The organism is Streptomyces nitrosporeus (assembly GCF_008704555.1).
Classification (GTDB): Bacteria; Actinomycetota; Actinomycetes; order Streptomycetales; family Streptomycetaceae; genus Streptomyces; species Streptomyces nitrosporeus.
In genome coordinates, this window is the sequence record NZ_CP023702.1 from 5,743,015 (window position 1) to 5,761,963 (window position 18,949).

The 18,949-nt window shown below is 73.2% G+C and carries 20 protein-coding genes; 12 read left to right on the forward strand and 8 right to left on the reverse strand.

Annotated features, from left to right (window positions below; genetic code table 11):
* Nucleotides 1–128: 128 nt before the first annotated feature.
* From CP967_RS25320 to CP967_RS25340, 5 genes are all read left to right on the forward strand, one after another.
* Nucleotides 129–578 (forward strand): SRPBCC family protein, encoded by a 450-nt coding sequence (locus tag CP967_RS25320; RefSeq protein ID WP_150490182.1) that lies wholly within the window; start codon nt 129–131, stop codon nt 576–578.
* Nucleotides 579–582: 4 nt separating this feature from the next.
* A complete protein-coding gene (locus CP967_RS25325; RefSeq protein ID WP_150490183.1) occupies nt 583–1,776 on the forward strand; it encodes an ArsA family ATPase in 1,194 nt (397 codons plus the stop codon).
* Nucleotides 1,777–1,881: 105 nt separating this feature from the next.
* Entirely contained in the window at nt 1,882–2,403 is a 522-nt protein-coding gene (locus CP967_RS25330) for a DUF5304 domain-containing protein (RefSeq protein WP_150490184.1), read from the forward strand.
* A 75-nt stretch (nt 2,404–2,478) separates the two neighbouring features.
* Nucleotides 2,479–3,420 (forward strand): ROK family glucokinase, encoded by a 942-nt coding sequence (locus tag CP967_RS25335; protein ID WP_150490185.1) that lies wholly within the window; start codon nt 2,479–2,481, stop codon nt 3,418–3,420.
* Between the two features lie 72 nt (nt 3,421–3,492).
* Nucleotides 3,493–4,254 (forward strand): endonuclease/exonuclease/phosphatase family protein, encoded by a 762-nt coding sequence (locus CP967_RS25340; protein WP_150490186.1) that lies wholly within the window; start codon nt 3,493–3,495, stop codon nt 4,252–4,254.
* 79 nt (nt 4,255–4,333) lie between these two features.
* On the opposite strand, the gene CP967_RS25345 is transcribed toward CP967_RS25340, so the two are convergent.
* A complete protein-coding gene (locus tag CP967_RS25345) occupies nt 4,334–4,990 on the reverse strand; it encodes a hypothetical protein (protein ID WP_150490187.1) in 657 nt (218 codons plus the stop codon).
* Nucleotides 4,983–5,762, reverse strand: a complete 780-nt coding sequence (locus CP967_RS25350; RefSeq protein WP_150490188.1) for an alpha/beta hydrolase — start codon at nt 5,760–5,762, stop codon at nt 4,983–4,985. The genes CP967_RS25345 and CP967_RS25350 overlap by 8 nt, the downstream gene beginning before the upstream one ends.
* A 227-nt stretch (nt 5,763–5,989) precedes the next feature.
* Here CP967_RS25350 and CP967_RS25355 point away from each other — a divergent pair, with 227 nt between their 5' ends.
* The 4 genes from CP967_RS25355 (at nt 5,990) to CP967_RS25370 (ending at nt 9,808) form a co-directional block, all read left to right on the forward strand.
* Nucleotides 5,990–6,730 carry a lysophospholipid acyltransferase family protein gene (locus CP967_RS25355; protein ID WP_150490189.1) on the forward strand — a complete coding sequence of 247 codons (741 nt, stop codon included), beginning with the start codon at nt 5,990–5,992 and terminating at the stop codon, nt 6,728–6,730.
* A gap of 37 nt (nt 6,731–6,767) precedes the next feature.
* Nucleotides 6,768–7,988, forward strand: coding sequence for a MacS family sensor histidine kinase (macS, locus tag CP967_RS25360; protein WP_150490190.1), 1,221 nt, complete (start codon nt 6,768–6,770; stop codon nt 7,986–7,988).
* Nucleotides 7,985–8,677 carry a response regulator gene (locus CP967_RS25365; protein ID WP_150490191.1) on the forward strand — a complete coding sequence of 231 codons (693 nt, stop codon included), beginning with the start codon at nt 7,985–7,987 and terminating at the stop codon, nt 8,675–8,677. The genes macS and CP967_RS25365 overlap by 4 nt, the downstream gene beginning before the upstream one ends.
* Before the next feature lie 123 nt (nt 8,678–8,800).
* On the forward strand, nt 8,801–9,808 hold the full coding sequence (locus CP967_RS25370; RefSeq protein ID WP_150490192.1) for a 2-hydroxyacid dehydrogenase: 1,008 nt from the start codon (nt 8,801–8,803) through the stop codon (nt 9,806–9,808).
* A gap of 42 nt (nt 9,809–9,850) precedes the next feature.
* Here CP967_RS25370 and CP967_RS25375 read toward each other — a convergent pair whose 3' ends face one another.
* Nucleotides 9,851–11,740, reverse strand: coding sequence for an anthranilate synthase family protein (locus tag CP967_RS25375; RefSeq protein WP_150490193.1), 1,890 nt, complete (start codon nt 11,738–11,740; stop codon nt 9,851–9,853).
* 96 nt (nt 11,741–11,836) lie between these two features.
* The gene (locus CP967_RS35475; protein ID WP_124277238.1) at nt 11,837–11,893 is read right to left on the reverse strand and encodes a trp operon leader peptide; all 57 of its coding nucleotides are present in this window, start codon (nt 11,891–11,893) and stop codon (nt 11,837–11,839) included.
* A 104-nt stretch (nt 11,894–11,997) separates the two neighbouring features.
* Here CP967_RS35475 and CP967_RS25385 point away from each other — a divergent pair, with 104 nt between their 5' ends.
* Nucleotides 11,998–13,344 carry a class II 3-deoxy-7-phosphoheptulonate synthase gene (locus CP967_RS25385; protein ID WP_167535521.1) on the forward strand — a complete coding sequence of 449 codons (1,347 nt, stop codon included), beginning with the start codon at nt 11,998–12,000 and terminating at the stop codon, nt 13,342–13,344.
* Between the two features lie 161 nt (nt 13,345–13,505).
* Nucleotides 13,506–13,754 (forward strand): (2Fe-2S)-binding protein, encoded by a 249-nt coding sequence (locus CP967_RS25390; RefSeq protein ID WP_150490196.1) that lies wholly within the window; start codon nt 13,506–13,508, stop codon nt 13,752–13,754.
* Between the two features lie 21 nt (nt 13,755–13,775).
* On the opposite strand, the gene bfr is transcribed toward CP967_RS25390, so the two are convergent.
* Nucleotides 13,776–14,255 (reverse strand): bacterioferritin, encoded by a 480-nt coding sequence (bfr, locus tag CP967_RS25395; protein ID WP_150490197.1) that lies wholly within the window; start codon nt 14,253–14,255, stop codon nt 13,776–13,778.
* Nucleotides 14,256–14,411: 156 nt separating this feature from the next.
* Here bfr and CP967_RS25400 point away from each other — a divergent pair, with 156 nt between their 5' ends.
* Nucleotides 14,412–15,044, forward strand: coding sequence for a sulfite oxidase-like oxidoreductase (locus CP967_RS25400; protein ID WP_150490198.1), 633 nt, complete (start codon nt 14,412–14,414; stop codon nt 15,042–15,044).
* A gap of 90 nt (nt 15,045–15,134) precedes the next feature.
* Here CP967_RS25400 and CP967_RS25405 read toward each other — a convergent pair whose 3' ends face one another.
* From CP967_RS25405 to CP967_RS25415, 3 genes are all read right to left on the reverse strand, one after another.
* Nucleotides 15,135–15,998 (reverse strand): deoxyribonuclease IV, encoded by an 864-nt coding sequence (locus CP967_RS25405; RefSeq protein ID WP_150490199.1) that lies wholly within the window; start codon nt 15,996–15,998, stop codon nt 15,135–15,137.
* Between the two features lie 23 nt (nt 15,999–16,021).
* Complete coding sequence (pknB, locus tag CP967_RS25410) at nt 16,022–17,941, reverse strand: Stk1 family PASTA domain-containing Ser/Thr kinase (RefSeq protein ID WP_150490200.1); 1,920 nt, start codon at nt 17,939–17,941, stop codon at nt 16,022–16,024.
* Nucleotides 17,942–18,153: 212 nt separating this feature from the next.
* A complete protein-coding gene (locus tag CP967_RS25415; RefSeq protein ID WP_150490201.1) occupies nt 18,154–18,948 on the reverse strand; it encodes a thiazole synthase in 795 nt (264 codons plus the stop codon).
* Nucleotide 18,949 lies beyond the last annotated feature (1 nt).

The following is an 18,949-nucleotide window of genomic DNA, read 5'->3' on the forward strand; positions in this document are numbered from 1 at the left end:
AGCCGCGGACGGCGGGCGGCCGGGGAAGGCCCCGGGGCGTGGACGGGGCCGGGACGGGCACGCGATAGCCTGCACACGGCAGGTCACTGCCGAACGCGACCGGTACACCGCACTGGAGGGCCACGGCGATGGCTGAACACACCAGCTCGAGCATCACCATCGAGGCGGCGCCGGCCGACGTCATGGAAGTGATCGCCGACTTCGCCCGCTACCCCGAGTGGACCGGCGAGGTGAAGGAGTCCGAGATCCTGGCCACCGACGACCAGGGCCGCGCCGAGCAGGTCCGCCTGGTGCTGGACGCCGGCGCGATCAAGGACGACCACGTCCTCGCCTACACCTGGAACAGCCCCTACGAGGTCGACTGGACCCTCGTCAAGTCCCAGATGCTGCGCGCCCTGGACGGCTCGTACGCGCTGGCGCCGCTGGGCGACGGCGACCGCACCCAGGTCACCTACCGGCTTGCCGTGGACGTCAAGATCCCGCTGCTGGGCATGATCAAGCGCAAGGCCGAGAAGGTCATCATCGACCGCGCCCTGGCCGGCCTGAAGAAGCGCGTCGAGTCCGTCTCCCGGGGCTGACCCGGTGCGTACGGTCCTCGTCACGGGCCCCGGCGGCGCCGGCCGTACGACGCTCGCCGCGGCGAGCGCCCTGCACACCGCCCGCGGCGGCCGGCGCACCCTGCTGGTCACCGCGGACCCCGTCCCCGGCTTCCCCCGCGCCGCCGCCGGGGAGGACGTCGAGGTCACCGCCGGCCTCCACCACGTCCGTACCGACTCCGCCGCGCACTTCCGCGCCGAGCTCACCGCCCTCCAGGACCGCGCGTCCGGAGTGCTCGACCTGCTCGGCGCGCACCGGATGGACGGCGAGGAGCTCACCGAACTGCCCGGCGCCCCCACGCTCGCCCTCCTGCACACCCTGCACCGCGCCGCCGCCGGGGACTGGTCGAAGGACCTCTACGACGTCCTCGTCGTCGACCTGCCGCCCCTGGCCGAGGCGCTCGCCCTGCTCGCCCTGCCCGGACAGCTGCGCCGCTACCTGCGCCGCCTGCTGCCGCCCGAGCGGCAGGCGGCCCGCGCCCTGCGCCCGATGCTCGCCCAGATAGCCGGCGTCCCGATGCCCGCCCAGTGGCTCTACGAGGCCGCCCTCCGCAAGGACGGCGAACTGGCCGCCGTCGAGGGCCTGCTGCGGGACCGCTCGACGACCGTACGGCTGGTCGCCGAACCCGGGCCCGCCGCCGAGGAGGCGCTCTCCCGCGCCCGTACCGGACTCGCCCTGTACGGACTGGGCACCGACACCCTCCTCGCCAACCGGATCCTGCCCCGGCACTCGGCGGACCCCTTCCTCGCCGGCCTCGCCGCCCGCCAGGACGCGTGCCTGGAGCACTGGCGCGCGGACCCCGCCCCGCCGGCCGAGATCGCCCACCTGGGACGGGACCCCCGGAGCCTGGAGGACCTCCTGCTGCTCGGCGAGCACTGCGCGGTGGACGACCGGGCCCCCGGGCGGGCGGACGACCCGTGGTGGACGGAGGACACCGGCCGGGCGGAGGACGGCGGCCGGCTGCTGACCTGGTGCCTGCCGCTGCCCGGAGCGGTCAGGGAAGAGCTCCGGCTCGTCCGGCGGGGCGACGAACTCCTCCTGACCGCAGGGGAGTTCCACCGGACACTGCGCCTGGAGTCCGCGCTGCGCCGGTGCACCGTTTCCGGGGCGGCCCTCACCGACGGGGTGCTGCGCGTCCGGTTCACCCCCGATCCGGACCTCTGGCCGCGTACCCGGTGAACGGTCCCGGCGACCGGGCCCGGTCCCGGCCCCCGTTCGGGTAACGTCGGTAGCAGGTGGCCTGGCCCGCACGGCCACCGCAGCGACCGCGCGCAGGAGCCCGCCATGAGTGAAGCCACCGATCGTCCCGCCGACGACGACGCGTGGGCTCAGGCCTGCGCCGAGGACCTCCAGGCCGAGAAGGCCCGCCGGAAGGCGCAGTACGGGCCGCAGCCCGGATCCGCCGCCGAGGAGCTGCGCAGGCTCTTCGACGCGGTCGCCGACAAGGTCACCTCGCTCCAGGGCCCGCTGCTGGGCGCGGCCGCCCAGGGCACCGTCCAGCAGGTGATCCGGCAGGCCAGGTCCGCCGTCGGGCCCGTCATCGAGCGCAACCCCGGCGTCTTCGACCACCTCGCCGCCGCGGGCGGCGAACTCCTCGCCGCCTACCGCTCCGCCGTCGAGGGCCAGGAGAGCCGCTGGACCCGGGGGGACACCGGCACCGACACCTCCACCGGCGCCCCGGAGGCCGCCGGAACGGCCCGCGAGGCCGCCGCCGACCCCTCGGACCCCCGCGGTGACGGCCCCCGCGAGGAGCGGCGCCCGCGCGACGAGGGCACCGGCGGCGGCGAACACATCGACCTGGACTGACCCCGAGCCGGAAATACCGGCCTCCGGCTCGGGTACGGTTGGCCTTAGCGGGGCTCGACCGAAACTGAGGGATTCATGGGACTCACCATCGGCGTCGATATCGGCGGCACGAAGATCGCGGCTGGAGTGGTCGACGAAGAGGGCCAGATCCTCTCGACGTTCAAGGTACCCACCCCGCCGACGGCCGAAGGCATCGTCGACGCCATCAGCGCGGCCGTGGCCGGAGCGAGCGAGGGGCACGACGTCGAGGCGGTCGGCATCGGTGCCGCCGGATACGTCGACGACAAGCGGGCTACCGTCCTGTTCGCACCGAACATCAACTGGCGGCACGAGCCGCTCAAGGACAAGGTCGAACAGCGCACCGGCCTCCCGGTCGTCGTCGAGAACGACGCCAACGCGGCGGCCTGGGGCGAATACCGCTTCGGTGCCGGCCAGGGCCACGACGACGTCATCTGCATCACGCTCGGCACCGGCCTCGGCGGCGGCATCATCATCGGCAACAAGCTGCGCCGCGGACGGTTCGGCGTGGCGGCGGAATTCGGCCACATCCGGGTCGTCCCGGACGGCCTCCTCTGCGGCTGCGGCAGCCAGGGCTGCTGGGAGCAGTACGCCTCCGGACGCGCACTCGTCCGGTACGCGAAGCAGCGCGCCAACGCCACCCCCGAGAACGCCACGATCCTGCTGGCGCTCGGCGACGGCACGGTGGAGGGCATCGAGGGCAAGCACATCAGCGAGGCCGCCCGGCAGGGGTGCCCGGTCGCCGTCGACTCGTTCCGGGAGCTGGCCCGCTGGGCCGGAGCCGGACTGGCCGACCTGGCCTCGCTCTTCGATCCGTCGGCCTTCATCGTCGGCGGCGGTGTCTCGGACGAGGGCGAACTGGTCCTCGGCCCGATCCGCAAGTCGTTCCGGCGCTGGCTGATCGGCGGGGAGTGGCGCCCGCACGCCCAGGTGCTCGCCGCCCAGCTCGGCGGCAAGGCGGGACTGGTCGGCGCCGCCGACCTGGCCCGCCAGGGCTGACCGCCCACCGTACGGCCGACGCCCGCCGCGCCCTTCCCGGGAGCGGCGGGCGTCCGCCGTATCCTGCACCCCATGGCCACCCTCCGGACGCCCCTGCCCGACCCACGGACCGAGCCGGACGGTTCGGCCGTCGTCCGGGTGCTCAGCTACAACGTCCGCTCCCTGAAGGACGACACCGGGGCGCTGGCCCGGGTCATCCGCGCCTGCGCCCCCGACCTGGTGTGCGTCCAGGAGGCCCCGCGCTTCTTCCGCTGGCGCAAGGCGGCGGCCCGCCTCGCCGCCATGACGGACCTGGTGATGCTCTCCGGCGGGGCCACAGCGGCCGGACCGATGCTGCTCTGCTCGCTGCGCGCCGGGGTCGAGCACACCGAGGACGTCCTGCTGCCCCGCACCCCCGGGCTGCACCGGCGCGGACTGGCCACGGCCGTCGTACGCGTCGCCGGGGCGCGGCTCGGCGTGGTCAGCTGCCATCTGAGCCTCCGGGCCGAGGAGCGCCGGGCCCAGGCCGGGATGCTCCTGGACCGGCTGGACGGCATGGGCGTACCGCACGCCGTGGTGGGCGGGGACCTCAACGACGTACCCCGGGGGGCGGCCTTCGGGCAGCTGGCCGGGAAGCTCCAGGACTGCCGGGCCGTACGCCCGTGGGGCGGTGAGGCGACCTTCCCGGCCGAAGCCCCCCGCAAGCGCATCGACGCGGTGTTCGCCACCGGCGGGATCGAGGTGCTGGGCTGCGGGGTGCCCGAGGACCTGCCCGGTGTCACCGGCGCCGACCTGCGGGCCGCCACCGACCACCTGCCGGTCCTGGCCGCCCTGCGGGTACCCGCGGGCGGCTGAGACGGGCCAGGAGGAGCCCCGAGGCCGGTGCCGGTGCCTTGGTCGGACGTCCGCGCCGCTCCCGGGGCCGGAGCCCCGGTCAGACGACCGCGCCGCTCCCCGGGTCGGGGTCCTCCTCGTCGTCCGAGGGCATCCGCGCCACCAGCGTCACGAACCCGCCCAGGAAACCGCCGATGCACAGCGTGGTGAGCCACCACGTCATCTCCCACCGCATCAGCACCGCGAGCAGCATCAGCACCGGGCCGCCGATCACCGCGAGCCACGCGAACTTCGCCGTGACGTCGGCCTCCGGGAGCGGCGGGGGCTCCGGAGGAACGAAATGCCCCTCCTCGCCGTCGTCCGGGTCCTCGGTGCCGTCGTCCTTCGGTTCCGCCAGGCCGTAGTCGCGCGGACCGGCGACCCCGGGTGCGAAGGCGATCGAACTGCCCAGCGGCTTCGTGGCGGCCGGAGAGCCGGACGCCGGGGCCTCCTCCTCGCCGGACCCGTCGCCCGCACCCGGCACCGTGTTGACCTGATCGTCCTCCAACGAGGCCAGCGCCTCGACCGACTTGAACGGCTTCGCGCCCGGCGGGTCCGGCGGCTCCTCGCCGTATCCCGCGACGATCGCCTCCCAGGCCGCCGCCTCGTCCAGCCGCGGCGCCCCGTCCGCGCCGCCGGGGGCGGCCGTCGTCTCCTCCGTGGGGCGCGGCTCGCGCTCCTCGTCGCTCCCCGCCCGTTCCGCGTCGTGCTCAGCCACCGGACACGCTCCCCTTCTTGCCGACGCCAGGTGCGAGGCGGCCGATGAACCGGTAGCTCTCCTCGAAGATCCGCTCCGCGTCATGGTCCAACGTCGCCACGTGGTAGCTCTGTTCCAGCAGGATCTCCTCGACGTCCGTCGAGGACACCCGGCTCAGGATCCGCGCGGAGTCGGCGGGCGGCACCACATGGTCCCGCGGACTGCGCAACAGCACCAACGGCTGGGTCACCTGAGGAAGTTCCGCGTCGACCAGCCGGAAGAACCTCCGCAGCGAGTGCGCGCAGTGCAGCGGGACCCGGTCGTACCCGACCTCCCGGGCACCCTCCAGCGCGATGTCACCGGCCACGCCCTTCGTCGTCCGCACCAGATGCCGGGCGACCGGCAGGGCGTACGCCGACAGGCCGTGCACCTTGTTCGCCGGGTTGACCAGCACCAGGCCCGCCACCGAGTCCCCGTGCTTCGCGGCCAGCCGCAGCGCCAGCGCGCCGCCCATGGAGAGGCCGACGACGAAGACCCGCGCACAGCGGTCCCGCAACGCCCGCAGCTCCCGGTCCACTTCCGCGTACCAGTCCTGCCAGCCCGTGACCGCCATGTCCTGCCAGCGGGTGCCGTGCCCGGGGAGCAGGGGGAGGGAGACGGTCAGGCCGCGGTCCGCGAGGTAGCCGGCCCAGGGGCGCAACGACTGCGGCGAGCCGGTGAATCCGTGACAGAGGAGGACGCCGGCCTCTCCGCCCTCGTGGCGGAACGGCTCGGCTCCAGGCAGGACCGGCACCAAGGTCTCCTGTTCGTGAGCGGGCGTGGGCGTGCGGAGCTGTGCCCAAGGATGTCCTCACCGTACGCGACCGGACCGACACCGACCAGGGCCGTCGCGGCCGGTGCCGTGGTGCCGCCCGGGGAAGACGACGGGGGAGGGCACCGTCCCGCGCGGGGCGGAGGGGGGCCGGGCAGGACCCGGCCACAGGCTAAGGTCTGACCGACAGCACACAGGAGGCACCCGAGTTGATCTACGGCGCGATGAAGTTCTCCCTCGGCGGCTCCCTGAAGATCGCCTTCAGGCCCTGGGTGGAGGGCCTGGAGAACGTTCCCGCGCGGGGCCCGGCGATCCTCGCGAGCAACCACCTGTCGTTCTCCGACTCCTTCTTCCTGCCGGCCGTCCTCGACCGCAAGGTGACCTTCATCGCCAAGGCCGAGTACTTCACCGCCCCCGGGATCAAGGGCAAGCTCACCGCCGCCTTCTTCAAGGGCGTCGGCCAGCTCCCGGTGGACCGCTCCGGAGGCCGGGGCGCGGGAGAGGCCGCGATCAGGGCCGGCATCCAGGTCGTCGAGAGCGGCGGCCTCTTCGGCATCTACCCGGAGGGCACCCGGTCGCCAGACGGCCGGCTCTACCGGGGCAAGCCCGGCGGCCTGGCCCGGGTCGCCCTCGCCACCGGCGCCCCCGTCATCCCGGTCGCGATGATCGACACGGAGAAGATCCAGCCGCCCGGCCAGGTGGTGCCCAAGCTGATGCGTCCGGGCATCCGCATCGGCGAACCTCTCGACTTCTCCCGCTACCAGGGCATGGACGGCGACCGCTTCATCCTCCGGTCGGTGACCGACGAGGTCATGTACGAGATCATGAAGCTCTCCGGCCAGGAGTACGTCGACATCTACGCGACCGCCGCCAAGCGGCAGATCGCCGAAGAGGCGAAGCGCAAGGCCGAAGAGGCGAAGAAGAAGGGGACGGAACGGTCCGGCGGCTGACCGCCGGCGCCGTTCGGTCCGGACCGGGGGAGAGAGCATGGCCACGCGCGAACGGGTCGTACGGATGTCGGTCGAGCAGCCGATGTGGCGCGCGCTCGCGGGGTACCGCGTCCTGACCCTGCTCTACGCCGTCTTCCTCGGCTTCCTGCGCCGGGACACCTACGAGCGCCCCTGGGTGGCCATCGCCTTCCTCGGCCTCCTCGCCGTCTGGACCCTGGCCACCCTGCCCAGGGTCGCCGGCGCCCGCAGCTGCACCGGACGCTTCCTCGGCACCGACCTCACCGTCGCCCTCGCCGGGATCCTCCTCACCCCGCTCGCCGACTTCCAGGCGCAGCAGCAGGACGGCTCCACCCTGCCGTCGATCTGGACCGCAGGGTCGGTCCTCGCGTTCGCGCTCAAGGGCGGCTGGCGGTGGGCCGCCTTCGCCTCGACGCTCGTCGCCGCCGCCAACATCGTCGAACGCGGCGAACCCAGCCGGGACACGCTCCACAACGTCCTGCTGGTCTGGGTCGCCTCCATCGCGATCGGCTACGTCGTCGAGGTCGCCCGCGCCAGTGAACGCACCCTGGCCCGCGCCCTGGAGATCGAGGCCGCCACCCGCGAACGGGAGCGCCTCGCCCGCGACATCCACGACAGCGTCCTCCAGGTCCTCGCCATGGTGCAGCGCCGGGGCACCGCGCTCGGCGGCGAGGCCGCCGAACTCGGCAGGATGGCGGGGGAGCAGGAGATCGCCCTGCGCTCCCTGGTCTCCAGCGGCCTGGTGCCCCCGTCCCGGGCCACCGAGGACGCGGCCGGGGGCGCCCTGGTCCGCGCGCGGGACGACGGCGACGGGCGGGAGTCCGACGGGACGGACCTGCGCGCACTGCTCGCCCCGTACGCCGGGGCGCGGGTCGATCTCGCCGGGCCCGGCACACCGGTGACGATGCCGGCGCCCGCCGCCCGCGAACTCGCCGCCGCGGTGGGCGCGGCCCTGGACAACGTCCGGGCCCACGCGGGGGCCGGGGCGCGCGCGTGGATCCTCGTCGAGGACGAGCCGGACGAGGTGATCGTCACGGTCCGCGACGACGGGCCGGGCATCCCGGAAGGCAGGCTGGCCCAGGCGGAGGGCGAAGGACGGCTCGGCGTCGCCCTGTCCATCCGCGGCAGGCTGCGCGACCTGGGCGGCACGGCGGAGCTGCTCTCGGTACCCGGACAGGGCACCGAGGTCGAGTTGAAGGTACCGAAGGTTTCCCGGGGGAAGGCAGGAACGGCCCGATGAGCACACCGAACACACAGGAGTCCGCCGAGCGGCCCGTCAGGGTGATGGTCGTCGACGACCACCCCATGTGGCGCGACGCGGTCGCCCGCGACCTGGCCGAATCCGGCTTCGACGTGGTGGCGACGGCCGGCGACGGCCCGGGAGCGGTGCGCCGGGCCCGTGCGGCCTGCCCCGACGTGCTCGTGCTCGACCTCAACCTGCCGGGCATGCCGGGCGCCCAGGTCTGCAGGGAACTGGTCGGCTCGCTCCCCGGGCTGCGGGTCCTGGTGCTCTCCGCCAGCGGGGAGCACGCCGACGTGCTGGAGGCGGTGAAGTCGGGAGCCACCGGCTACCTGCTCAAGTCGGCCAGCACCCAGGAGCTCGTGGACGCCGTGCACGCCACCGCGGCCGGCGACCCGGTCTTCACCCCCGGCCTGGCCGGACTCGTCCTCGGCGAGTACCGAAGACTCGCCGCCGACCCGGCCCCGGCCGCCCCCGACGTGCCGAAGGCCCCCCGGCTCACCGACCGGGAGACCGAGGTCCTGCGGCTGGTCGCCAAGGGACTGTCGTACAAGCAGATCGCCGAGCGCCTGGTCATCTCCCACCGCACCGTGCAGAACCACGTCCAGAACACCCTGGGCAAGCTCCAGCTGCACAACCGGGTGGAACTCGTGCGGTACGCCATCGAGACGGGCCTGGACGACGCCTGACACCCGGCGGCGGCCGGCACGGTACGGCGGCACCCCGGCGGGACATGACGGGACGGCAACCCGGGAAGAGGCGGTACGGGACGTATATTCACCAGGGCCCGTCCCCCCGACCCGGGAGCTGTCGTGGAAATCCTGGCATTCGGCGTGCAGTCCGACGAGAAGCCGCTGATCGAGAAGGCGTTTCAGGGCCGGCACGAGGTCCGCTGCCTGGACGTCTTCCTCACCGCGGACACCGCCCCGATCGCCGCCGGCTACGAGATCATCTCCACCAGCGTCAACGCGGACCTCGGCGGCCCGGTGCTGCAGACGCTGGCCGCCGGCGGCACCCAGATGATCGCCCAGCGTTCCACCGGCTTCAACAACATCGACCTCGACGTCGCCGAACGCCTCGCCCTGCGGGTCGCGAGGGTCTCGCACTACTCGCCCCAGTCGGTCGCCGAGTTCGCCTGGGCCCTCGCCCTGGCCGTCAACCGCCACATCCCCCGGGCCGCCCGCCGCAGCCGGGACTTCGACTTCCGGCTCGACGGGCTCCTCGGCCGTGACATGCACGGCCGCACGGCGGGGGTGGTGGGCACCGGGAAGATCGGGGCGGCCTTCGCCCGGATCGCCCACGGCTTCGGCATGGAGCTGCTGGGCTGGGACGTCGCCGAGAACCCCGCCTGCACGGCCCTGGGCATGAGGTACGTCGAGAAGGACCGCCTCTTCGCCGAGTCCGACCTGATCAGCCTGCACGTCCCCCTGCTGCCCAGCACCCGGCATCTCGTCGGAGCGGCCGCGCTGGCGGCGATGAAGGACGACGCGATCCTCCTCAACACCAGCCGGGGCGCCCTGGTCGACTCCGCCGCCCTCGTCGCCGAACTGCGCGCCGGGCGGTTCTCCGGGGTCGGACTGGACGTCTACGAGGCGGAGGCCGGCCTCTTCTACACCGACAAGTCGCTCCAGGGCACCGACGACGACACCCTGGCCAGGCTCGTCACCTTCCCGAACGTCATCGTCACCTCCCACCAGGCGTACTACACGCACGACGCGGTGGCCCAGATCATCGACGCCACCGTGCGCAACGTCGACGACTACCTGGCCGGGCGGCGCGGCGAGAACGTCCTCGTCCCCGCCGCGCCGTCCGGTCCGTGACCGCTCGACCCGCGCCGTCCGGTCCGTGACCGTCCCACCCGGTCAGGGGCGCCCCGCCGGCAGCGCCGTCAGCAGCCCGGCCACGATCGCCGAGCCGCGCAGCGTCAGCACCGACTCCGGGTGGAACTGCACCGAGGCGAAACCCCGCCCGCGCAGCGCGTGCAGTTCACCGGTGTCCTCGTCCCGGCTCACCTCGACGCCGTGCGCCGCCAGTTCGGCGGCGGCGGCCTCGTCGCACCGCGCGGTGAAGCTGTTGTAGAAGCCGACCGTCTCCGGCCGCCCGAACAGCTCGATACGGGTCTGCGCCCCCTGGTACGGCACGGCCTTGCGGACGATGTCCAGCCCCAGCTCCGCCGCGATCAGCTCGTGCCCCAGGCACACCCCCAGCAGTCCGTACCGGTGACCGCGCACCAGCTCGGCGGTGAGCCCCCGCAGGAACCGCATCTTCGGGTCGCCGCCGTCGCCCGGGTCGCCGGGGCCGGGGCCCAGCACCACCGGGCCCCGGTGCGCCAGGGCCGCCTCCCGCAGCCCGGGTTCGTCGTACCGGCGGACCGAGACGGCCAGGCCCGAGGAGCGCAGCAGATGGGCCAGCATCGCGGTGAAGGTGTCCTCGCCGTCCACCACCAGCGCGTGCCCCTCCAGATCCCGCGCGCGCTCCTGCATCCGCAGCCAGAACGGGGCGAGGGAGCCGCGCCGGCCGTCCAGCGCCTCCCGCACCCGCGGATCGGACCCGAGCCGCGGCAGGCCCGCCTCCGCCGCGGGCCTGCCCGGCCGCACCCCGAGCGCGCTGAGCACCCCGGCGGCCTTCGCGTGCGTCTCGGCGACCTCGCCGTGCGGGTCGGAGTGGCGTACGAGCGTGGCACCGACCGGGACGCGCAGCCGGCCCGCGGGGGAGACGTCCGCGGTACGGATCAGGATCGGCGAGTCCAGGCTCTGCGCACCGCCCGGCTCCCGGCGCAGCAGGGCCAGGGCGCCCGCGTAGTAGCCGCGGCCCCCGCTCTCGTACCGCTCGATGACCCGGCAGGCGTTCTGCACCGGCGAACCGGTGACCGTCGCCGCGAACATGGTCTCCTTCAGGACCTCGCGCACGTCCAGACTGGAGCGCCCGCGCAGTTCGTACTCGGTGTGCGCGAGATGGGCCATCTCCTTGAGCCGGGGGCCGACCACCACACCGCCCATGTCCCCGACGGTGCACATCATCTTGAGCTCCTCGTCGACGACCATGGAGAGCTCCTCGGTCTCCTTGCGGTCGCCGAGGAAGGCCAGCAGCCCCTCCACGGTCGGCTCCCCGTCCGGGTAGCGGAAGGTCCCGCTGATCGGGTTCATCACGACCGTGCCGCCGGACATCCGCACATGGACCTCCGGACTGGCGCCCACCAGCGTCCGGTCGGGGGTGTGGACGACGAACGTCCAGTACGCGCCGCGCTCCCCGGCCAGCAGCCGGCGGAACAGCGCCAGCGCGTCGGACCGCCCGAAACCGGGGATCTCGCCCTCGAAGGTCCGCCGGATCACGAAGTTCGCGCCCGCGCCCTGCCCGATCTCGTCCCGGATCACCCGCCGGACGATGTCCGCGTACTCCTCGTCGGGCACGTCGAAGGCCCCGTCCCGGACGCGGACCTCGTGCGCGGGCAGCGCCGCGCACACCTCCTCCAGCGGGAACTCGCCGTACTCCGCGGCGCACAGCACGGCCAGCGGGGTGCCGTCGTCCCGGACACCGAAGCCGCGCTCGGCGATCTGCCGGAACGGCACCAGCGCCAGCGAGGGCATCTCGCCGACGGGGAGCGCGGCGAGCCGGTCCACCTCGCGCACCTCTCCGGTCAGGATCTCGACGGTGTCGTGGTCACGGCCGGGCGTACGTCTGCGCAGCAGCGCGAACGGCGGGGCGTCGTCCCGGAGCAGCCGGGCGAGGAGAGCGGTGAGACGGTCGGACATGGGCGTTCCTTCCGGAGGGAGGAACGGCCCCCGGCGCCGGAACGCGGAGAAGGCCGCCCCTCGGGCGGCCTTCGCGAATTCTGTACGCGCGATGTGTCAGCGGGCCGCCGGATGAGCGGTCCACCACCAGTTCTGGGTCGTCTGCGCGAACATGGCCCGAACCCTAGCGGACGCGGGGAGCGCGCGGGGCCCGTGTCTCACTTTCTGAGCGCGGGGGTGGGCGGGGCCCCGGACCCCGTACTGTTGGTGAGGTGACCGTGAACGCCAATACCTCCGTCGCCGGTGGCCACACCTGGCGAGACCTTCCCGCGGCGCAGCAGCCCGAGTACCCCGATGCCGAGGCCCTGCGCGATGTGCTCGCGGACCTCGAGTCGTATCCGCCGCTCGTCTTCGCCGGCGAGTGCGACCAGCTGCGTGCCCGCCTGGGAGCCGTCGCCAAGGGCGAGGCGTTCCTGCTCCAGGGCGGTGACTGCGCCGAGGCCTTCGACGCGGTGTCGGCCGAGCACATCCGGGCCAAGCTGAAGACGCTGCTCCAGATGAGCGCCGTCCTGACCTACGCGGCCTCCGTGCCCGTCGTCAAGATCGGCCGGATCGCGGGGCAGTACTCCAAGCCCCGGTCCAAGCCGACCGAGACCCGTGACGGCGTCACCCTGCCGACGTACCGCGGCGACTCGGTGAACGGTTTCGCCTTCACCGAGGAGGCCCGGATCCCGGACCCCGAGCGGCTGAAGCGGATGTACCACGCCTCCGCCTCCACGCTGAACCTGGTCCGCGCCTTCACCACCGGCGGGTACGCCGACCTGCGCCAGGTGCACGCCTGGAACCAGGACTTCGTGAAGTCCTCGCCCTCCGGCCAGCGTTACGAGGCCCTGGCGCGCGAGATCGACAACGCGCTGAACTTCATGAAGGCCTGCGGCACGGACCCGGCCGAGTTCAAGGCCGTCGAGTTCTACGCCTCGCACGAGGCCCTGCTCCTCGACTACGAGTCGGCGCTCACCCGCACCGACTCGCGGACCGGCCAGCTCTACGACACCTCCGGCCACATGGTCTGGATCGGCGAGCGCACCCGCCAGATGGACGGCGCCCACATCGAGTTCGCCTCGAAGGTCCGCAACCCCATCGGCGTCAAGCTGGGCCCGACGACCACCGGTGACGAGGCGCTCGGCTACATCGACCGGCTCGACCCGGACCGGGAGCCGGGCCGGCTGACCTTCATCGTCCGCATGGGCGCCGACAAGGTCCGCGACAAGCTGCCCGAGCTGGTCGAGAAGGTCACCGCCTCCGGCGCCTCGGTGGTCTGGGTGACCGACCCGATGCACGGCAACACCTTCGAGGCCGCCTCCGGCCACAAGACGCGCCGCTTCGACGACGTCCTGGACGAGGTCAAGGGCTTCTTCGAGGTGCACAAGGGGCTGGGCACGCACCCCGGCGGCATCCACGTCGAGCTGACCGGTGACGACGTCACCGAGTGCGTCGGCGGCGGCGACGAGATCTTCGTCGACGACCTGCACCAGCGCTACGAGACGGCCTGCGACCCGCGGCTCAACCGCAGCCAGTCCCTGGACCTGGCCTTCCTGGTCGCCGAGATGTACCGCGACCAGTAGGTATTCCCCGGCCGACGCGTCTGTGGGGCACGGATCCATGTGATCCGTGCCCCACAGCCGTGCCGGGGCTTCTCCGTACCAGGGGCGACGGGTAAGGTTAGGTTTGCCTCACCGGACAGTCGGGACGGGGCGGATATCGACCCCGTCGGGAGGTGGGCCGCGTGTACGTCTGCTCCTGCTTCGGCATCACCGAGCAGCAGGTCAAGCAGCATGCGGACGCCGGCGCCTGCACGCCCCGCCAGATCGCCTCGGTCTGCAAGGCCGGGACCGACTGCGGCGGCTGCGTCCGCCGGATCCAGGCGCTGCTCGGCCGGGGGGAGTGCCCGCGCCGCGAACTGCTCGCCGGACGCGCCGCGCACGGCGAGCCCCTCTCCTCCGCCGCGGACGTCCGGTTCCCCGACGCCGCCTGAGCGAAGGCCCCGCCCCGCGGATCAGCTGTCCGGCTGCTCGATGACCTGGGCGATGTAGAGCGGCTCCCCCAGCTTCTCGACGAGGTCCAGCTGGGTGTCGAGGTAGTCGATGTGGTGCTCCTCGTCCTCCAGGATCTTCTCGAAGATGTTCGCCGAGGTGATGTCGCCCTTGGCCCGCATCAGCTCGATCCCGCGCTTGAGCCGGTCGATCGCCTCCACCTCGACCTGGCGGTCGGCCTGGAACATCTCGGTGACCGTCTGGCCCACCCGCACGTGGAACAGCCGCTGGTAGTTCGGCAGGCCGTCGAGGAAGAGGATCCGGTCCGTGAGGATCTCGGCGTGCTTCATCTCGTCGAACGACTCGGCCCGGGTGTACGCGGCGAGCTTGGTCCAGCCGAAGTTCTCCTGCATCTTCGCGTGCAGGAAGTACTGGTTGATGGCGGTCAGTTCGGCGGTCAGCTGCTCGTTCAGGAACTCGAGGACCTCGGGGTCGCCCTGCATCGTCAAGGCTCCTTCCAAACGGTGAACGGGGCACGTGTGCGCGCATCCTCGCACCGCGCTTCCTGGATCGTCCAGTAAGTGCACACTTAGTATGAGTTGTCCGAATCTTCGTGGCCCTGGTCATGACCACCCCTGCCTGTCTGTCACCATGGAGGCATGGGTCAGCCGGAGAGCCGGGAACGCGGCACAGCACAGCAGCCCGGCCTCCCCCCGGGGCAGCGGCTGCAGCGCGGATGGCCGGTCACCCATTACGGGCCGGTGCCCAGGTTCAAGCCGGACCGCTGGGAGTTCCGGGTCTTCGGCGCGACGGCCGACGGCGGCAAGCACTGCTGGAACCACCGCGAGTTCTCCGCCCTGCCGTTCTCGACCGTGGTCGCCGACCTCCACTGCGTGACGAAGTTCAGCATGCTGGGATCCGAATGGGGCGGGGTCCCCGCCCACGAGATCGTGGAGCTGGCACCGCCCGCCCCCGAGGTCACCCATGTGATGGTCTGGGCCGAGTACGGCTTCAGCTCCAACCTGAGACTGGACGACTTCCTCTCCGAGCGGACGCTCTTCGCCACCCACAAGGACGGCGAGCTCCTCACCGCCGAACACGGCTTCCCGCTGCGCCTGGTCGTGCCCCATCTGTACGCCTGGAAGGGCCCGAAATGGGTCCGGGGCATCGAGTACATGACCGCCGACCGCCGGGGGTTCTGGGAGGAGCGCGGCTACCACAACATCGGCGACCCGTGGAGCGAGCAGCGCTACTCCTACCAGGAGGAGCCCGGGGACGGCCCCGAGCTCTGACCCCCCCTGCCGGGTCCGGCCCCCGGGCCGACGGCGCCGCCTCCGGAACACGCCCTGAGGGCGGCACCGCCAAGGACTACGGGACAGCCCTCAACCGGGAAGGGAGTCCCGGAGCGCCTTCAGCCGGGCCACGTCCGCCGCGTGCCCCTCCTTGCCCCCGGGGGTCTCGATGACCAGCGGTACGCCGTCGGTCGCGGGATGCGAGAACAGCTCCCGGAACGGCTCGGCCCCGATGTGGCCCGCCCCGATGCCGGCGTGGCGGTCCTTGTGCGCGCCCACCACGTCCTTGGAGTCGTTGGCGTGGATCAGTTTCAGCCGGCCCTCGCCGACCGTCTCCACCAGCAGGTCCAGGGTCTGCCGCATGCCCGCGGGACTCGCGAGGTCGTGCCCGGCCGCGTGGATGTGGCAGGTGTCCAGGCAGACACCCAGCTTGGGGTGGGAGTCCAGGGCCTCGAAGTACGGACCGAAGTCCCAGGTCCGCGAGCAGATCGAGGAACCCTGCCCGGCGGTCGACTCCAGCAGCAGGAACGGGTCGTCGTCACGGGTCAGCTCGTCCAGCAGCGGCCTCATGTGCGTACGCACCTGGGCCAGGGCCTCGGCGCGCGGCCGGCCGCCCGTCGCCGAGCCGGTGTGCACCACCACGCCGAGCGCCCCGATCGCCCTGGCCCGGCGCAGGGAGTGCCGCAACGACCGGACCGAGGACTCCACGGTCGCCTCGGTGTGCGAACCGAAGTTGATCAGGTACGGGGCATGGACGTACGCCGGTACCGACAGCGCCGCGCACTCGGAGCGGAACAGCTCGTCCTGCGCCGGATCGCCGGACGGGGTCGCCCAGCCGCGCGGATTGGCGACGAAGACCTGCACGGCCTCCGCCCCCGTCTCCCGGGCGTAGGCCAGGCCGGTCTTGGCCAGACCGCCCGCCACGGGAACGTGCCCGCCCACCGGATTACGCATGATGTGCCCACGCATGACGTGCCCTAGAAACCCTTGGTCCTGACGGTGATCCTGGAACCCTCGGCGGCCTTCTCGCCGCCCTCGACCGACTGGCTCGCGACCGTGTCGCTGAAGGAGAGGAACGGCCGGTCGACCTTGACCTCGAAGCCCGCGTCCTCCAGTGCGCTCCGGGCCTCGCCGACACTCCTGCCGGTCACGTCGGGAACCTCGATCATGCGCGGCCCCTTGGAGAGGGTCAGCTCCACGGTGTCCCCCTCGGCGGCGTGGGCCCTGGCGCCGGGCGACTGCCGCGCCACCTCGCCCGCGTCCTCGGACGCGTTGATCCGCTCGGGCAGCACCTTCGCCTTCAGCCCCGCCTCCTCCAGCTTCGCACGCGCGTCCTGGGCATCCAGCCCCGTGACGTCCGGGACGCCGACCGGGGCGCCCTTGCTGACCACCAGGGCGACCGCGGAGCCGACGTGCCGCTCGGTGCCGACGGCCGGGTCCGTGCGGACGATCTCGCCCCGGGCGACGTCCAGGCTGAACTCCCTGGTCACCATCCCCGCCTCGAACCCGGTCGCCTTCAGCTCGCGCCGGGCGTCCGGGAGCGGCAGACCCTCCACATCGGGCACCCGCATGGTCTCCGGGCCGCGCGAGACGACCAGCGTCACCGCGTCGTTGCCCCGGATCCGCTCACCCGGAGCCGGATCGCTGCTGATCACCGTGTCGCGCTCGACCGTGTCGCTGTACGCGCGCCGGACCGCCTTCACATCGAGGCCCGCGTCCTCCAGCCGCTTCTCCGCGTCGGTCTGCGTCTTGCCCAGCAGCGCCGGAACCCGGGTGAACTGCCCCGAGTTGATGTACCAGACACCCGCGCCCGCCCCCAGTACCAGCAGCACGGCCGCCAGCACGGCGACCAGCACACGCCGGGGCGCGGCGAGCAGCCCCGCCCCCCGCCACCACGGCCGCGGCACAAGCTCCGGCGGGACCTCCAGCCGGCTGGTGTGGTGCGCGGTGCCCTGGCCCTCCGGGAGCACCCGCGGGATCACGCTCGTACGGTCCTCGGCGCCGTCGCGCGCGTCCGCCACCGCCTGCGGGGGCATCGCGTCCAGCTGCTCCCCGGTGAGCGCGGCCCGCACCTCGCGGGTACGGGCGAACAGCGCCACCGCGTCCGTGGGCCGCAGCTCCGCCGCACGGGCGGTGGCCTCGGCCACCAGCTCGTCCAGCCCGGCCGCGAGACCCGGCACGGCGGCGGACGGAGCCGGTACGTCCTCGTTGAGGTGCTGGTAGATGACCTGGGCGGCGGTGTCCCCGGCGTGCGGCTTGGAACCGGTGAGCATCTCGTACAGCACGACACCGCAGGCGTACACATCGGCACGGGTGTCGGCGGTGCCGTGCTCGATCTGCTCCGGGGCGAGGTAGGACACGGTGCCCAGCAGCGACCCGGTGGTGTCCGTGACGGTGCCCACCGCCCGCACGAGACCGAAATCGGCGACCTTGACCCGGCCGTCGTCCCCGATCAGGACGTTCTCCGGCTTCATGTCGCGGTGCACGAACCCCGCCCGGTGGGCGGCGCCCAGCGCGGCCAGGACCGGCTCCAGGATGTCCAGCGCGGCCCGGGGCTGGAGGGCGCCCCGCTCCCGCAGCACGTCACGCAGGGTGCACCCGGCGACGTACTCCATCGCGAGGTACACGTACGCGCCCTGGGCGCCCTGGTCGAAGACGGCCACCACGTTGGGGTGCGCGAGCCGGGCCACCGACTTGGCCTCCCGGATGAAGCGCTCGACGAACGCGGCGTCGGTCGCCAGCGCCGGATGCATCACCTTCAGGGCGAGCACCCGGTCCAGCCGCGTGTCCGTGGCCCGGTAGACCGTGGCCATGCCGCCGACGGCGATACGCGCGTCGATCCGGTAGCGGCCGTCGAGCAGCTGCCCGACGAGGGGGTCCTGGAGGGTCGTGTCCACGGGACGAGTCTACGAGCCGCCACGGACATCCCGGACGCGTCCGGGGCCGTCTGCGACGGACCCGTGACAGGGGAGCGCGCGGGCCGTGACCTGCGCCACCTTCGGACGCGGCCCGCGCGGGACCCCGGGGCGCGGAGCCGGGCGGGCGGTCCGGGCCCCCTCCCGGGAGGCGCCGGACCCGGTCCTGGCGCGGCCGGGCGCCCGGCTCCCCCTCAGAAGGCCGGGCGCTCCGGGTCCAGGGCCGCCCGGCCCTCGACGGGGGAGGACGCCTCGGCGAAGTGCCGCCGGGGGATCCGCCCGGCCCGGTACGCGAGACGCCCGCCCTCGACCGCGTGCCGCATCGCCGCGGCCATCAGCTCCGGCTCCTGCGCCCGGGTCACCGCCGAGGCGAGCATCACCGCCGAGCACCCCAGCTCCATCGCCTGCGCCGCGTCCGAGGCGGTGCCCGCCCCGGCGTCCAGGATCACCGGAACCGCGGCCTGCTCGGTGATCAGCTGGAAGTTGTGCGGGTTGCGGATGCCGAGCCCCGAACCGATGGGGGAGCCGAGCGGCATGATCGCCGCGCACCCCACGTCCTGGAGCTTCCGGGCGAGCACCGGGTCGTCGTTGGTGTACGGCAGGACGGTGAAGCCGTCGTCGACCAGCGTCTCCGCCGCGTCCAGCAGCTCGATCGGGTCGGGCAGCAGGGTCCGCTCGTCGGCCACGACCTCCAGCTTCACCCAGTCCGTGCCGAGCGCCTCCCGGGCCAGCCGGGCGGTCAGCACGGCCTCGCCCGCGGTGAAGCAGCCCGCGGTGTTCGGCAGGACACGGATGGAGAGCCGCTCCAGGACGGTCAGGACCGAACCCCGCACCGTCGGGTCGAGCCGGCGCATCGCGACCGTCGCCAGCTCGGTGCCGGAGGCGACCAGGGAGCGCTCCAGCACCTCCAGGCCGGTGGCCCCGCCGGTACCCATGATCAGCCGGGAGGAGAAGGCGGCGGACCCGAGGGTGAACACGTCGTCGGACACG

Bases quoted from the DNA above. Each gene is read 5' to 3' on its own strand.
- CP967_RS25320 (WP_150490182.1), top strand. From the start codon at position 129: ATGGCTGAACACACCAGCTCGAGCATCACCATCGAGGCGGCGCCGGCC.
- CP967_RS25330 (WP_150490184.1), top strand. From the start codon at position 1,882: ATGAGTGAAGCCACCGATCGTCCCGCCGACGACGACGCGTGGGCTCAG.
- CP967_RS25335 (WP_150490185.1), top strand. From the start codon at position 2,479: ATGGGACTCACCATCGGCGTCGATATCGGCGGCACGAAGATCGCGGCT.
- CP967_RS25340 (WP_150490186.1), top strand. From the start codon at position 3,493: ATGGCCACCCTCCGGACGCCCCTGCCCGACCCACGGACCGAGCCGGAC.
- macS (WP_150490190.1), top strand. From the start codon at position 6,768: ATGGCCACGCGCGAACGGGTCGTACGGATGTCGGTCGAGCAGCCGATG.
- CP967_RS25365 (WP_150490191.1), top strand. From the start codon at position 7,985: ATGAGCACACCGAACACACAGGAGTCCGCCGAGCGGCCCGTCAGGGTG.
- CP967_RS25375 (WP_150490193.1), bottom strand. From the start codon at position 11,740: ATGTCCGACCGTCTCACCGCTCTCCTCGCCCGGCTGCTCCGGGACGAC.
- bfr (WP_150490197.1), bottom strand. From the start codon at position 14,255: ATGCAGGGCGACCCCGAGGTCCTCGAGTTCCTGAACGAGCAGCTGACC.
- CP967_RS25400 (WP_150490198.1), top strand. From the start codon at position 14,412: ATGGGTCAGCCGGAGAGCCGGGAACGCGGCACAGCACAGCAGCCCGGC.
- CP967_RS25405 (WP_150490199.1), bottom strand. From the start codon at position 15,998: ATGCGTAATCCGGTGGGCGGGCACGTTCCCGTGGCGGGCGGTCTGGCC.